Annotated in this window: 11 protein-coding genes and 2 tRNA genes; 6 read left to right on the forward strand and 7 right to left on the reverse strand. The window is 69.4% G+C overall.

All coding sequences use genetic code 11. The features are described 5' to 3' along the window. Window positions 1-137 precede the first annotated feature (137 nt). Complete coding sequence (locus tag LX14_RS21000) at window positions 138-1,229, reverse strand: tyrosine-type recombinase/integrase (RefSeq protein ID WP_253648485.1); 1,092 nt, start codon at window positions 1,227-1,229, stop codon at window positions 138-140. A 370-nt stretch (window positions 1,230-1,599) separates the two neighbouring features. After that, window positions 1,600-3,660, reverse strand: coding sequence for a bifunctional copper resistance protein CopD/cytochrome c oxidase assembly protein (locus LX14_RS16910; RefSeq protein ID WP_253648486.1), 2,061 nt, complete (start codon window positions 3,658-3,660; stop codon window positions 1,600-1,602). A gap of 127 nt (window positions 3,661-3,787) precedes the next feature. Between LX14_RS16910 and LX14_RS16915 the strand changes: the two genes are divergently transcribed. Further along, a tRNA-Arg gene (locus tag LX14_RS16915) sits at window positions 3,788-3,861 on the forward strand. Between the two features lie 22 nt (window positions 3,862-3,883). On the opposite strand, the gene LX14_RS16920 is transcribed toward LX14_RS16915, so the two are convergent. Continuing rightward, complete coding sequence (locus tag LX14_RS16920; protein WP_253648487.1) at window positions 3,884-4,423, reverse strand: DinB family protein; 540 nt, start codon at window positions 4,421-4,423, stop codon at window positions 3,884-3,886. 81 nt (window positions 4,424-4,504) lie between these two features. Here LX14_RS16920 and LX14_RS16925 point away from each other — a divergent pair, with 81 nt between their 5' ends. Genes LX14_RS16925 through cmrA form a run of 3 tightly spaced genes read left to right on the forward strand, consistent with a single transcriptional unit; the run spans window position 4,505 to window position 7,956 of the window. Continuing rightward, complete coding sequence (locus LX14_RS16925; protein WP_253648488.1) at window positions 4,505-5,104, forward strand: PadR family transcriptional regulator; 600 nt, start codon at window positions 4,505-4,507, stop codon at window positions 5,102-5,104. Beyond that, entirely contained in the window at window positions 5,101-7,131 is a 2,031-nt protein-coding gene (locus LX14_RS16930; protein ID WP_253648489.1) for an NADPH-dependent 2,4-dienoyl-CoA reductase, read from the forward strand. Before LX14_RS16925 ends, LX14_RS16930 begins: the two co-directional genes overlap by 4 nt. A gap of 21 nt (window positions 7,132-7,152) precedes the next feature. Continuing rightward, window positions 7,153-7,956: a mycolate reductase gene (gene cmrA, locus LX14_RS16935; protein WP_253648490.1), complete on the forward strand. Its 804-nt coding sequence runs from the start codon at window positions 7,153-7,155 to the stop codon at window positions 7,954-7,956. Between the two features lie 30 nt (window positions 7,957-7,986). On the opposite strand, the gene LX14_RS16940 is transcribed toward cmrA, so the two are convergent. Then, window positions 7,987-9,576 carry a helicase HerA-like domain-containing protein gene (locus tag LX14_RS16940; RefSeq protein ID WP_253648491.1) on the reverse strand — a complete coding sequence of 530 codons (1,590 nt, stop codon included), beginning with the start codon at window positions 9,574-9,576 and terminating at the stop codon, window positions 7,987-7,989. Window positions 9,577-9,648: 72 nt separating this feature from the next. On the opposite strand from LX14_RS16940, the gene orn reads away from it, so the two are divergent. Continuing rightward, window positions 9,649-10,248, forward strand: a complete 600-nt coding sequence (gene orn / locus LX14_RS16945; protein ID WP_253648492.1) for an oligoribonuclease — start codon at window positions 9,649-9,651, stop codon at window positions 10,246-10,248. Between the two features lie 117 nt (window positions 10,249-10,365). After that, a tRNA-His gene (locus LX14_RS16950) sits at window positions 10,366-10,441 on the forward strand. A gap of 83 nt (window positions 10,442-10,524) precedes the next feature. Here the strand turns inward: LX14_RS16950 and LX14_RS16955 are convergent. From LX14_RS16955 to LX14_RS16965, 3 genes are read right to left on the reverse strand one after another with little or no spacing between them, the layout of a single operon-like run. Further along, window positions 10,525-10,764 (reverse strand): hypothetical protein, encoded by a 240-nt coding sequence (locus LX14_RS16955; protein ID WP_253648493.1) that lies wholly within the window; start codon window positions 10,762-10,764, stop codon window positions 10,525-10,527. Continuing rightward, window positions 10,761-12,944: an MMPL family transporter gene (locus LX14_RS16960; RefSeq protein WP_253648494.1), complete on the reverse strand. Its 2,184-nt coding sequence runs from the start codon at window positions 12,942-12,944 to the stop codon at window positions 10,761-10,763. The genes LX14_RS16955 and LX14_RS16960 overlap by 4 nt, the downstream gene beginning before the upstream one ends. Before the next feature lie 34 nt (window positions 12,945-12,978). Further along, the gene (locus LX14_RS16965) at window positions 12,979-14,121 is read right to left on the reverse strand and encodes an acyl-CoA dehydrogenase family protein (RefSeq protein WP_253648495.1); all 1,143 of its coding nucleotides are present in this window, start codon (window positions 14,119-14,121) and stop codon (window positions 12,979-12,981) included. Window positions 14,122-14,191 lie beyond the last annotated feature (70 nt).

The raw sequence follows: 14,191 nt of genomic DNA on the forward strand, positions 1-14,191 counted from the left end.
CACGAACTCGCGCTCATGGTTGATGTCGGCAAGCCGAACTTCTTCTCGCCTAGGTCCCTGCGTCGATGCCGCCCTTCGGCTTGATCTTCGCGCGCGTTCTCCGACACCGTCGAGAAGTAGACGACCGCGATGCCGATCTAGAACAGACCCTCGACCGCCGCCCTAGTCGTATCTCCCGCGTCCTCCCACAGATGGGTATAGACCGACAGCGTGACCATCGGGGAGGCATGTCCTAGACGAGCCTGCACGACGGCCACGGACTCACCCGCACGGATCAGTCGGGATGCGTAGAAGTGACGTAGGGACTTCGGTGACTGGCCCGTCACCCCGGCCTTGTCCGCTGCTTTCGAGAACGCCCGGTAGAAGTGCGCCGAGGACCACTGATACCCCCGCTCGGTACGGAACAGCGGAGTTCCGGGCGCATAGTCGGGGTGGGCCTCGACGTGCTCCCGGAGACGGGCCACAGTGGACGACGGGAGCGGTATTGACCGTCGCGCCTTGACGGACTTCAGCGGCTTCCATGCCCAGTCGCCGTAGAGTCCCGCCGCCTGCTCCTGCACGTGCAGAGTTCCGGCGTCGAAATCGACGGAATTCACCCGTAAGCCAGCCATCTCGTTGGGGCGAAGGCCCGTAGTGGCGATGAGTTCCAGGGCGACGCTCACCGAGTCATCATCAGCAGACCGGATCAGCGCGCCGACCTCGTCAGTCGTCATCAACTTGGCGGGGTCCACAACCTCCGCTGTGCCGTCGACCCTCCCGGCCCCCGACCGTGCACCCAGAACCGGATTACGGGCGATCTGGTCGCGAGAGACAAGGTCGTTGAAGAACGCGCTCAGGTGACGAGTCAGTGTGGAGACGGTCGATGACTTGAACGGTTGACCATCCGCCCAAGGGCGACCCTCGACTAGGACCCGCCTCCACGCGCGCACATCGTCGGTGTCGACGTTCCCGACCTTCATGTCCGCGAGCGGACCTAGGTTCGAGTGCAGATGCTTGCGGCCCACACCTGTGGACCCGTCCGCCTGGTCCGACCACGACTCGACGGCCACGGACATGATCTTGTTGTCGGTGCGGCTCCCTGCGGGCTTCCGCCCCTGTTGTTCCTGCTCCCAGTCGCGGGCTTCACGGAGGGTTGCGAACGACTTGGACCGCTGCTTGCCACCCACCCGTATACGGGCGATGTAGCGGGGCCTCTTGCCCTCGCTCCATGTCCGCTTCTGAATGCTCACGCTTCGGAGACTAGCGCGTCAGGGTGTGGGAGGCTCCCCCGTTCCTCCCCACCACTGCCGAATCTGACCGCTCTCAGCGCCGCAGACGACTACCGCTCCGAGGCGAGAGACACGCGGGTTGAACTGCAGAAACGAGCCCGACCTTGACGGTTCTCTAGATCGTGTGCAGGATGACAGCGAGCTTCATGGTGTAGATGAATTCGGCCATGGGTCTCACCTTCCGTGCGCGCGAGTCATGCGCGAGTGCTCGAGGGTCTGCCGTCGTCGCTGCGGCCGGTGCGTCGGGCGCGCGGCGCACGCGTCGACTGGAGCAGAGGTCGTCACCGAGCTTAGCGGTCCGCCCGGGGCCTCCGGGAACACCGCCACGAGGTCACCGCTCGTCGTCACCGGCGGTGGTGGACGACGCCGGCGCCGGGGCACGCGACCCGTCACCTCGGGTGGCCAGGCCGGCGAGCATGGCGTTGTACTCGGTGAGTTCGGCGTCGTCGTCGCGGTCGGCGCGACGATCCAGCCGGCGGGCGACCCGCTGGTCGTGCCGGGTCCACTGGATGAACAGGGCGATGAGGACGATCACGAGCGGCACCTCGCCCGCGGCCCACGCGATGGAGCCACCGACGCGCTGGTCGGCGAGGAGATCGGTGTTCCACGGCAGGCGCAGCTCGCCGAACCAGTCCCGTGCGATCACCGTGTCCTGCGACATCAGGATGACGCCGAAGAACGCGTGGAAGGGCAGCGCCGCGAACACCATGGCCACCTTGATCAGCGGCTGCACCGCACGGGGTGACGGGTCGATGCCGATGACGACCCAGTAGAAGAGGTAGCCGCTGACGAGGAAGTGGATGTTCATCAGGATGTGCGCCGCGTGGTACGTCGCGACCGCGTCGAGCAGGCCGCTGAAGTAGAGGATGTAGAAGCTGCCGACGAACTGGGCGAACGCCACCAGGGGGTGGGTCAGGAAGCGCGAGACGGGACTGTGCAACGCCGCGAGGATCCACTCGCGCGGGCCCGGCGGGGACGCCGAACCCGCCGGGGTGAGGGCGCGCAGCGCGAGGGTGACGGGGCCGCCGAGCACGAAGAGCACCGGGATCAGCATCGACAGCAGCATGTGGGCGATCATGTGGATGCTGAACATCGCCGGCGAGTAGGCACCCAGTCCGGACGACGTGGTGACCAGCAACAGCACCGCGCCCAGCGTGAACGAGACGGTCCGCCCCACCGGCCACGCGTCGCCGCGCCGCCGGAGACGCAGGACGCCGCGCAGGTAGGTGGCGCCGAGGACGATCGCGGCCAGCCCGAGGATGAGGTCGGGGCGCCAGAAGGTCGCGATGGTCTCCAGCGTCGGCTTGCCGGGCAGGTCGTACCCGAGTTCGACCGCCGTCACCGAGATCGACGAGGTGTCGCGCGCCGGCGGCGGGGTGCGCGCCAACCCGACGGCGAGACCGAACGTCGCCGCGAACACACCCAGCTCGACGAGGGCGAACCGCATGAACGCACCGCGGTCGCCGGGGTCGGCCGACAGCGCCGTCACCGTCCGACGACGGTGCACGGCCCCGAGCGCCCCCAGGACGACGAGCGCGAGCACCTTGAGCAGGACGACCCGGCCGTAGGTCGTGGTGAACAGCTCGTCGAGGTGTACACGGATCAGTGCGTTGATGACGCCGCTCACCCCGACGACGACGATGCACCACAGGGCCACGCGGGAGAACCGCTGGACCGCGAGCGCCGTGTGGCCCCCGAGCCCGCGTGCGTAGGCCAGCACCGCGAACAGCCCGCCCATCCAGACCGACGCCCCCACGATGTGCAGGATGAGGCTGTTGGTGGCGAGGTCGTGGTCGCCCCCGGCAGAGGAGTGGCCGCCCAGCGCGAGGGGCATCAGGCTCAGCACCGCGATGGCGAGCGCCACCAGCGTGGTCCACCAGCGCAGACCCACGCGGGCGACGATCGCGGCGAGGACGGCGAACACCGCCGTCCACAGCCAGCTGCGGGCGTCGGCGACCTGGTCGAGGGCGTCGGCCCACCGGCCGGGCGACAGCGTCTCCGACAGCGGCAGTCCCGACACGTTCGAGAGCGACAGCGGGATCATCAGCACCGACGCGACCGCCCACACCAACGCCGACACCGCGGCCCATCGCATCGCGCGATACCCGCCCACGTCGAGGACACCGTCGCGCTGTGGGGGGACGAAGAACGCCGCGAAGAGCACCGATCCGACGGCCAATGCCGCGGCGACCTCACCGATCCCCTGCACCGCGGCGATGCCGTACGTGGTCACCCATCCGGGATCGGGGATGCCGAGCAACTCGACCGCCGTCGACGCGGACACCGCGGTGACGATGACTGCGACAGCCACGGCGCCCCACGTGACAGCCCACGCGACTGCGCCGGCGGCACTGCGTCGGAGGTCGATGGTGTCGACGGGAGGCGTGCTCATGATCGCCCATCGTAGGCCCGGCCTCCTGCGATACCGATCCGCTCCCGCGACGGTGATCACAGTCGCGAGGTGGACCCGTGTCGCGGGAGATGGCGTCGATCGGCGTCGTCGTTACACTTGCCCGCGCGCCTCCGTAGCTCAGGTGGATAGAGCAAGGGCCTTCTAATCCCTAGGTCGCAGGTTCGAGTCCTGCCGGGGGCACATCACCGGCGCCCCGGGGCGATCACTCCCCGACGCGACCGTCGATCGCCTCACGGATGAGGTCGGCGTGCCCGTTGTGGCGGGCGTACTCCTCGATGAGATGGACCAGGACCCAACGTGCGCTGACGAGCGCACCGTCACCGCGCGGTCGGCGGGCGACGCGCTCGAGTCCGTCGGCGTCCACGACAGCCGTCAGCTCGGCGTCCGCGACGGCGACCGACTCCCGCCACAGCGCCCACAGATCGTCGGGGCTGTCATCGGCCGCGGAATGCCAGTCCCAGTCCGCGTCGGCACCCCAGTCCGCGCTCGCCCAGGGCTCGGGGAGGTCCCGACCGACCAGCCGCTGCACCACCCACTGCGTCTCGACGAACGCGAGGTGTTTGAGCATGCCGCCGAGCGTCATCGAGGACGCGGCGACGGTGGTGGCGAGGCCATGGGCGTCGAGTCCCTCGCACTTCCACGCGAAGGTCGCCCGCTGGTAGTCGAGGAATGCGCGCAGGGTGGTGACCTCGTCGGCAGCGAACGGCGGTTCGACGCGGCCCGGCGGCTCGGTGTCGGTCATGACGGAAGCGTACAAATCCCGTCCACTCGGCCGCATATGCACCTTGTTGCACAGTGCGCGGTTGCGTATTACCGTGCGTCCATGGCCCTCGAGCACGCGATCATGGTGTCGCTCGCCGAACGTCCCGGGACGGGATACGAGATCGGCCGGCAGTTCGAGCGCTCGATCGGCTACTTCTGGTCGGCCACGCACCAGCAGATCTATCGGACACTGAAGAAGCTGCACGCCGACGGCCTGGTGGACATGGAGGACGTCGCCCAGGACGGCCGACCGGACAAGAAGGTCTACACGCTGTCCGCCTCGGGGCGGGATGCGCTGCGCGCGTGGATCTCCGAGCCCGCACCCGTCCCCCGGCTCCGCGACGAGCTGAGCGTGCGTCTGCGAGCAGCCGAACACGGCGATCTCGCAGCCCTGTCCACGGAGTTCCGCCGCCACCGCGACGCGCACGCCGCACAGCTCGACCTGTATCGACGCTTCGCCGAGACCGACCTCACCGAGGGGTCCGCGACGCGCGGCCGCCGGCTGCACCAGCGACTGGTGCTGCGGGGTGGCATCCGGATCGAGGAGGGCCTCATCGCCTGGTGCGACGAGGTCGTCGACGCCCTCGAGGCGGAGATCGCCGACCAGAACCAGAACCCCCAGCTCCAGCCCACCACCCCGACAGCGGAGGCCCCACGATGACCGACACCTACCCGAACCTGTTCGAGCCCTTGGCGATCGGCGGGATGACCATCCGCAACCGCATCGTCATGGGATCGATGCACACCGGCCTCGAGGAACGCTTCTTCGACGGCAAGCGCCTCGCCGCGTACTACGCCGAGCGGGCGCGCGGTGGCGTCGGGCTCATCATCACCGGCGGCATCGCGCCGACGCGCACCGGTCTGTTGCTGCCGTTCGGGGCCAAGCTCACGAACCGGTTCGACGCCCGCCGGCACCGTCGCGCCACCGCAGCCGTGCACGCCGAGGGCGGCCACATCGCCATGCAGATCCTGCACGCGGGCCGCTACGGCTACACCCCGTTCAAGTGGTCCGTCGAGTGGGAGAAGTCGCCCATCCACCCGTTCCGACCGATCAAGATGACCGACGCGATGATCCGCCACGTCATCCGGTCCTACGGGCGCACGGCCGTGCTGGCGCGCGACGCCGGGTACGACGCGGTCGAGATCATGGGTGGCGAGGGGTACCTGCTCAACACCTTCCTGTGTCCCCGCACCAACCGTCGCACCGACCGGTGGGGTGGCTCGACGGAGAACCGGCAGCGGATCGTCGTCGCGATCGTCGACGAGATCCGGTCGCGGGTCGGCGCCGACTTCCCGATCATCATGCGGCAGTCCATCGCCGACCTCGTCGAGGGAGGACAGACCTGGGACGAGATCGCCCTGCTGGCCCGCACCCTCGAGGCGCACGGTGTGAACGCGATCAACACCGACATCGGATGGCACGAGGCGAAGATCCCGACCATCGCGACGTCGGTCCCGCGCGCCGCGTTCGTGCGGTTCACCGAACGGCTCCGCGACGAGGTGTCGATCCCGCTGATCGCGTCCAACCGCATCAACACCCCCGAGGTCGCCGAGGAGGTGCTCAGCGGTGGACGCGTCGACGCCGTGTCGATGGCGCGTCCCCTGCTCGCCGACCCGCACCTGCCGGCCAAGGCGCAGGCCGGGCGCGCCGACGAGATCAACACCTGCATCGGCTGCAACCAGGCCTGCCTCGATCACGCGTTCGTCGGCAAGAAGGTCTCCTGCCTCGTCAACCCGCGCGCGGGTCACGAGACGGTGCTCGTGCTGTCCCCGACGCGCAGCGCTCGCCGCGTCGCCGTGATCGGGGCCGGCCCCGCCGGACTCGCCGCGGCGGTGTCGGCGGCCGAACGCGGTCACCGGGTGACCCTGTTCGAGGCCGGACCGAGCATCGGCGGCCAGTTCTCCATCGCAGCCCGGATCCCCGGCAAGGAGGAGTTCTCCGAGACGATCCGCTACTTCACCCGCCGGCTCGAGATCCTCGGTGTCACGGTGCATCTCGACACCCGGGTCGACGCGGACCGGCTCGTCGCCGAGAAGTTCGACGACGTGGTGATCGCCACCGGTGTGACACCCCGGATGCCGAGCATCCCCGGGATCGACCACCCGTCGGTCATGACCTACGCCGACGCCGTCCTCGGCGACCGCGAGATCGGGGACCGGGTCGCGGTCATCGGCGCCGGCGGCATCGGGTTCGACCTCACCGAGTTCCTCACCGTCACCGACTCCCCCACCCTCGACGCCAAGGAGTGGGACCAGGAGTGGGGTGTCACCGACGATCTCGACACCCCGGGATTCGTGACGAAGCCCCGCCCGACAGCGGCGGCCCGCACCGTCTACCTCGTGCAGCGCAAGACCGGCTCGCAGGGGAAGTCACTCGGAAAGACGACCGGCTGGGTGCACCGCGCGACCGTGAAGATGAAAGGCGTCGAGCAGATCTCGGGCGCCCGCTACGACCGGATCGACGACGACGGCGTGCACCTGAGCTTCCCCGACTCGGAGAAGGACCCCCGCGTCCTGGCCGTGGACACGGTGGTGGTCTGTGCCGGCCAGGAGTCCGTCCGCGATCTCGTCGACCCGCTGACGGTCGCCGGCGTCGCCACGCACGTCATCGGCGGCGCGGACCTCGCCGCCGAACTCGACGCGAAGCGCGCGATCCGGCAGGGCACCGAGGTGGCCGCGGCCCTGTAGGTCCCCGATACGATCGGCGCCATGGCACTGACCGCACCGACGCAGTCCAACCGCGCCGTCGTCACGGGCGCCTCGTCCGGCATCGGCGACGCGCTCGCCCGGGAGCTGGCCCGTCGCGGCTACTCCCTGATCCTCGTCGCCCGCCGCGGCGAGATCCTCGAGGCCACAGCCGCCGAGCTTCGGGCGGCCCACGGCATCGACGTCGAGGTCCGGCCGACCGACCTGTCCGACCCCGCCGCCGTCGAGGTGTTGTGCGCCGAGTTCGCCGAACGTGAGATCGCGATCCTGTGCAACAACGCCGGCATCGCGACCTTCGGTGCGCTCGTCGACCTCGACGCCGACTACGAGCGCGCTCAGGTGCGCCTGAACGTCGGCGCGGTGCACGACCTGACGCTCGCGGTGCTGCCGCAGATGGTGCGGCGCGGGTCCGGCGGCATCCTCATGGTCGGGTCCGCGGCGGGGAACATGCCCATCCCGAACAACGCCACCTATGCGGCGTCGAAGGCGTTCGTGAACACGTTCAGTGAATCGGTGCGCGGCGAGGTCTCCTCCGCCGGCGTCCACGTGACGCTGCTCGCGCCGGGGCCGGTCCGCACCGAGGAGCCGTCACCGGAGGACGCGAGCATCGTCGACAAGATGGTCCCCGGGTTCCTCTGGGACGACAGCGCAGGCGTCGCCCGTCTCAGCCTGGACGCGTTGGCGCGCAACAAGATGCGCGTCGTGCCGGGGGCGCTGTCGAAGGCGATGTCGGTGGCCGGTGGGTACACCCCGCGCGCGATCGTCGCTCCCATCGTCGGTGGCTTCTACCGCAAGCTCGGCGGCTGAGACCCAGCTCGGTGACCTACCGGCCGACGGCTACCGACGCCGTCGACCCGTCCCGAACAACGACCGGGTGATCTCCCGGCCCAGCGCGCTCCCGGCGGACCGCATGAAGCTCTTCACCGCCGGGTTGCCCAGGATCTCCTGTACTGCACCGGGTTCCGACCTGGGCGGCTTCGGCGCCGGCGCGGGAGCCTGCGACGGGGCGGGCGTGGGCGGGGCCGGAGCCGTAGGGGGCGCAGGTGTGTCCGCGGGAGCGAGCACCTTGGCGTTCAGCTTCTCGTAGGCCGATTCCCGGTCGATGGTCTCGGCGTACCTGGCATGCAGGGGGCTCGCCGTCGCGGCGGCGGTGATCGCCTCGGCCCCGATGCCCGCCATCAGCGAGCGCGGAGGGCGGACGACGGTCCACGCGACGGGGGTCGGCGCGCCGCGTTCGGACAGGACGGTGACGATGGCCTCGCCGATACCCAGGGATGTCAGCGCCTTCTCGACGTCGTAGGCCGTCGATGTCGGATAGGTCTTCACCGTCTTCGACAGCGCCTTCTGGTCGTCCGGGGTGAACGCCCGCAGCGCGTGCTGGATCCGCGCACCGAGTTGCGACAGCACCTGATTCGGGATGTCGGTGGGCAGCTGCGAGCAGAAGAAGACCCCGACGCCCTTGGACCGGATCAGCTTGACCGTCTGCTCCACCTGTTCGACGAACGCCTTCGACGAGTCGGCGAACAGCAGGTGCGCCTCGTCGAAGATGAAGACCAGCTTGGGCTTGTCGGTGTCGCCGATCTCGGGGAGGAACTCGAAGAGGTCGGCCAGGATCCACATGAGGAAGGTGGAGAAGAGCGCGGGCCGCGCGGACTGGTCACCGAGTTCGAACAGGGTCACCACACCGGCGCCCCCGGCCGTGGTCCGCAGCAGGTCGGCGGGGTCGATCTCGGTCTCGCCGAAGAACGTGTCACCACCGTCGGCCTCGAGGGTGGTCAACGCGCGCAGGATGACCCCGGCCGTCGCCTTCGACACGCCACCGAGCTCCGCGAGGTCGGCTTTGCCCTCGGCACTCGTGAGGTGGGCGATGACCGCCCGCAGGTCCTTGAGGTCCAGCAGCGCCAGTCCCCGGGTGTCGGCCCAGTGGAAGATCAGCCGGAGCGTCGACTCCTGGGTGTCGTTGAGCCCCAGGACCTTGCTCAGCAGGATGGGACCGAACGAGGTGATGGTGGCGCGCACCGGGATGCCCACGCCGCCGGTGCCCAGTGACAGGAACTCGACGGGCGCCGCGGCGGGTGCCCAGTCGTCACCGATCTCGGCGACCCGCGCCGCGATCCGGTCGCTGTTCTCCCCCGGCCTGCTCAGCCCGGACAGATCACCCTTGATGTCGGCCATCACCACCGGGACCCCGGCTGCGGAGAGCTGTTCGGCGATGACCTGCAGGGTCTTGGTCTTGCCGGTGCCGGTCGCACCCGCGACGAGCCCGTGTCGGTTCATCATCGCCAGCGGGATCCGGACCTGCGCCTGCGCATCGACGACACCGTCGACGCTGACCGCGCCGACCTGCAGTGCCGGACCGTCGAACGCGTAGCCGGCACCGATCTCCTGCGCCGGGGTCCGCGCCCCGCCGGCGTCTGCCTGTGTCATCGCGCTGCCCCGTCCCTCGTCCCGCCACGAACTCGACCGGGGACAACACTAACGGCCCGCTAAGGTTGTCGGGTGCAGGACAAACTGGTGTGGATCGACTGCGAGATGACCGGTCTGCGACTCGACTCCGACAAGCTGATCGAGATCGCGGCGCTCGTCACCGACAGCGACCTGAACATCCTCGGCGACGGCGTGGACGTCGTGATCCACGCCGAGGACGCCGACCTCGACGCCATGCCCGATGTGGTCAAGAAGATGCACTCGCACTCCGGTCTCACCACCGAGGTCCGGCAGTCGACGGTCTCGATCGCCGACGCCGAGAAGATGGTCCTCGACTACATCCGCGAGCACGTGACGTCGTCGGGTGCGGCGCCGCTGGCCGGCAACTCCATCGCCACCGACCGCGGTTTCATCGCCCGGGACATGCCCACCCTCGACGCCTACCTGCACTACCGCATGATCGACGTCAGCTCGATCAAGGAACTGTCGCGCCGGTGGTACCCGAAGATCTACTTCGGACAGCCGGAGAAGGGCCTCGCCCACCGCGCTCTCGCCGACATCCGCGAGTCGATCCGCGAGCTGAAGTACTACCGGCAGACGGTGTTCGTCCCGGCCCCCGGACCGGACTCCACGCAGATCCAGCAGGTCGTCACCGACCTCGGCGATGCATAGAGACCGCCGCAGCGGAGCTCGGCGGGGCGTGAGGACACGCGCGGGCGAAACCGATTGGTCTTGCGCGCGCGACTGCGGATAGAGTGTGACCCTGGTTCCGGGCAACCGGGATCGATGGTGGATGTAGTTCAGTTGGTAGAGCACCAGGTTGTGATCCTGGCTGTCGCGGGTTCGAGTCCCGTCATCCACCCCACGAGGAACAGCGCCTCATCCGCCGGTCGGCGGATGGGGCGTTGTCCGTTTCCGGACGCCGACAGTGCGTCGCGCACACCGTCGTCATCTGATGCGGAGGACAAGGCGCAGCCCGGCCGACTCGGTGTAGGTCCACTCGGCGTCCCAGCCCGGCCACTGCGCCGCGTCCCGTGCGCGGGTGCCCTCCTGGACACGGAACTCCACGTCCGACGGCATCCGCGTCTCGCGGATCAGACAGTCCAGGGCCGTGGCGAAGACATCGGTGGGCTCCCCACCCGGGTAGGAGATCGTGACGGGAGTCGGTTCGGCGGTGGACCGTGTCACGAGGTCTGATCCCCACCCGGCACCACGTCGCCGGTGGTGTCGCGCCACTGCTCGAAGTCGACCTTCCCGCTCCCCTGCCGGTGACGTCCCTCCGGCTCCGACGCATCGGTCTGGTCGACGGCCGTCACCCGGGCCGTGTGCGACCACGGCGCCCACCAGTTCGCCCGTCCGAACCCGGCGACGAGGGCGGGCGCGAGGACCCCGCGCACGATCGTGGCGTCGATGATGATCCCCAGGGCCAGCGCCGTCGCGAGGATCTTGACGTCGGTGGCCGGGACCCGCGACAGCGAGATGAACGCCAGGAACAGGATCAGCGCAGCCGAGGTCACCAGTCGTCCGGTGCGGGTGACCCCGGTGACGGTGGCCGAGTCGGTGTCGGCCCCCGCGTCGTACTCCTCACGGATACGCCCCAGCAGGAATACCTCGTAGTCCATCGACAGGCCGAAGAGGAACGCGAACACCGCGATCGGGATCCAGACCGTGATCGACCCCGACGGCTCCTGACCGAAGAGGACCTCGGTCAGGAACCCGTCCTGCCAGATGAACACCGTGATCCCGTAGGCCGCGGCCAGAGAGATCACGTTGAGCAGCAACGCCTTCAGCGGCAGGATGACCGATCGCAGCGCGCGGGCGAGGAGCGCGAAGGTCACCAGGACGATGAGACCGATGATCCACCAGGCGTTCCCGTAGACAGCCGAGATGAAGTCGTCGTTCTGTGCGGCGAGTCCGCCCACGGACGCCCCGGTTCGCTGCGCCGCCGAGCGCACATCAGCCGCCACCTGCGCACCCGCGGACGTCGAGACGTCGTCCCGGGTCCACACGTCGACGACGTGCTGCTCGCCGCGCGTCCACTGCGCGGGGGCGATGACGGCCGCCACCCCGGGCACCGGCCGGAGTGCGGTCTCGAGCTGCTGCGGCGAGGTGGTGACCACCTCGACGGGTGCGGTGATGCCCTGACCGAGCCCGGAGTCCCGGATCGCGGTGAACGCCGTGGCCGCCGGTCCGCCGCGCGAGGCCAGGGAGTCGTTCGTCGGGTCGGCCAGGTTCAGGCCCGACAGCGGTGCGGCGAGCGCGACGAGGACCGCGGTGGCGGCGATCGCCGCGAGCCACCGTCGCCGCACGACCGCCGTGCCGACGACGCGCCACAGCCGGCTGTCGGGGCTCGTCGTGCGCCGGTGCGGCCACTCGAGCCGTCGACCGGCGAGGACCAACAGAGCAGGCAACAGCGTCAGCGACGTCGCGACACTGATGAGCGGGATCAGCAGGCCGGTGAACCCGATCGACCGCAGGAACGGCACGGGCAGGGCGATGAGGGCGGCCAGGCTGACCGCGACGGTGAGCCCGGAGAACAGCACCGACCGCCCGGCGGTGACGATGGCGAACCGGACGGCGGCGACGTCGTCGAGGCCGTCTCCGCGCGCTTCCCGCCATCGCGTGACGATGAGCAACGAGTAGTCGATCGCGACGCCGAGACCGATGAGCGCCAACAGGTACTGCACGATGAAGGACACGTCGGTGACCGCCGTGAGACCCCACAGGATGAGGAACGTGGTGAGGATCGACGCCGCCGCGACGACGATCGGCATGACCGCCAGGAACGATCCGAACACCAACGCCAGCACCACGAGTGCGCCGACCCCGCCGAAGATCGTCTCGGCCAGGATGTCGATGCCCCCGCCGGCCCCCGCCGCGGTGAGCGCGTCGGCTCCTGTCAGCGCGACCGGCACCCCGAGCCGACCGGAGCTGCCGGCGGCCACCGCCGCCAGGGCGGGCAGCGCCTTGCCGTAGCGATCGGGACCCGTCGACGGTGGCGGGTAGACCATGACCACCCCGACCGACCCGGTGCGTGCACGCAGCGCCGACTCGTCGGCGAACGACGCGATCCGCGCTCCCGGCACGGCGTCGTGCGCGGCGTCGGCCACAGCCCGTCCGGCCGCGTCGGTAGCCGGCCGGGAGCTGTCGCCGACCGCCAGCAGCACCGGCGGGTTCGCCCCGCCCGACCCGAACGTGGCGACGATGTCGGAGTTCGTCTCGAAACCGGGCTGTCCGGGGAGGCTGAAGTCGTAGCTCAGCGCCGAGACCGCCTGCGAGGCACCGAACCCACCCAGAGCCGCCAGCAGGATCCACGCGACGACGACCCAGCGACGTCGCGCGACGACGAGGTCCGCCAGGGCGTTCACGCGCCGAACGTAACACCGCTGCCAGGTCGGCGGGTCAGAGTGACCGGGCGATGATCTCCTTCATGATCTCGTTGGTCCCGGCGTAGATCTTCTGCACACGGGCGTCGGCCCACATGCGGCCCACCGGGTACTCGCTCATGTAGCCGTAGCCGCCGAAGAGCTGCATGCACTCGTCGAGGACGGTCATCGCACGGTCGGTCGTCCACCACTTCGCCATCGCGACGGTCGGGATGTCCAGCGCACCGTCGAGGTGCTTGACGATGCAGTCGTCGACGAAGACGCGTCCGATCCGGGTCTCGGTGGCCGCCTCGGCGAGTTTGAACTTCGTGTTCTGGAAGCCGAACACCGGCCGTCCGAACGCCTGTCGCTCCTTGGTGTAGCGCAGCGTGTGGTCGATCGCCGCCTCCATCCCTGCGATCGACGCGACGGCGATGATGAGGCGTTCCTGCGGCAGCTGCTGCATGAGCTGGATGAAGCCCTGCCCCTCCTCGGCCCCGAGGAGGTTCGACGTCGGCACGCGCACACCGTCGAAGAACAGCTCGGAGGTGTCCTGGCCGCGCTGGCCGATCTTGTCGAGCACGCGTCCGCGGCGGAACCCGTCCCGGTCGCCCTCGACGAGGACCAGCGAGATGCCCTTGGCGCCCTCGGAGGTGTCGGTCTTCACCACGACGATGATGAGATCGGCCTGGGAACCGTTGGTGATGAAGGTCTTCGACCCGTCGATGACGTACTCGTCGCCGTCGCGGATCGCCTTGGTCGTGATGCTCTGCAGATCCGATCCCGTGCCGGGCTCGGTCATGGCGATCGCTCCGACGACGTCACCGGAGGCCATCCTTGGCAGCCAGGTCTGCTTCTGCTCCTCCGAGCCGTAGGCGAGCAGGTAGTGGGCGATGATCCCGTTGTGCAGCGTCACGCCCCACGAGGAGTCGCCGATGCGCGCCTGCTCCTCGATGAGCACGGACTCGTGGGCGAAGGTCCCCCCGCCGCCGCCGTACTCCTCCGGGATCGACATGCAGAGCAGGCCGAGTTCACCGGCCTGGTTCCACAGGTCCCGGTCGACGTGGTGCTGCTCGATGTACTTGTCGACGTTGGGCGCCACCGACTTGTCCATGAACTTGCGCACCATCGAGCGCAGGTCGTCGAGATCGTCGGTCATCCAGGGAGAACGGGGTGCCATCAGGGGAACTGCCTTTCCACGGGCGCAACGCGCCGCCGGGACGGCCGAACGCCCGGCCATCATGTCAACG

The organism is Williamsia deligens (assembly GCF_024171765.1).
Classification (GTDB): Bacteria; Actinomycetota; Actinomycetes; order Mycobacteriales; family Mycobacteriaceae; genus Williamsia_A; species Williamsia_A deligens.

Excerpts from the sequence above, each read along its gene's own strand:
- LX14_RS16910 (WP_253648486.1), bottom strand. The coding sequence starts at position 3,660 with ATGAGCACGCCTCCCGTCGACACCATCGACCTCCGACGCAGTGCCGCC.
- LX14_RS16920 (WP_253648487.1), bottom strand. The coding sequence starts at position 4,423 with ATGACCGACACCGAGCCGCCGGGCCGCGTCGAACCGCCGTTCGCTGCC.
- LX14_RS16925 (WP_253648488.1), top strand. The coding sequence starts at position 4,505 with ATGGCCCTCGAGCACGCGATCATGGTGTCGCTCGCCGAACGTCCCGGG.
- LX14_RS16930 (WP_253648489.1), top strand. The coding sequence starts at position 5,101 with ATGACCGACACCTACCCGAACCTGTTCGAGCCCTTGGCGATCGGCGGG.
- cmrA (WP_253648490.1), top strand. The coding sequence starts at position 7,153 with ATGGCACTGACCGCACCGACGCAGTCCAACCGCGCCGTCGTCACGGGC.
- LX14_RS16940 (WP_253648491.1), bottom strand. The coding sequence starts at position 9,576 with ATGACACAGGCAGACGCCGGCGGGGCGCGGACCCCGGCGCAGGAGATC.
- LX14_RS16965 (WP_253648495.1), bottom strand. The coding sequence starts at position 14,121 with ATGGCACCCCGTTCTCCCTGGATGACCGACGATCTCGACGACCTGCGC.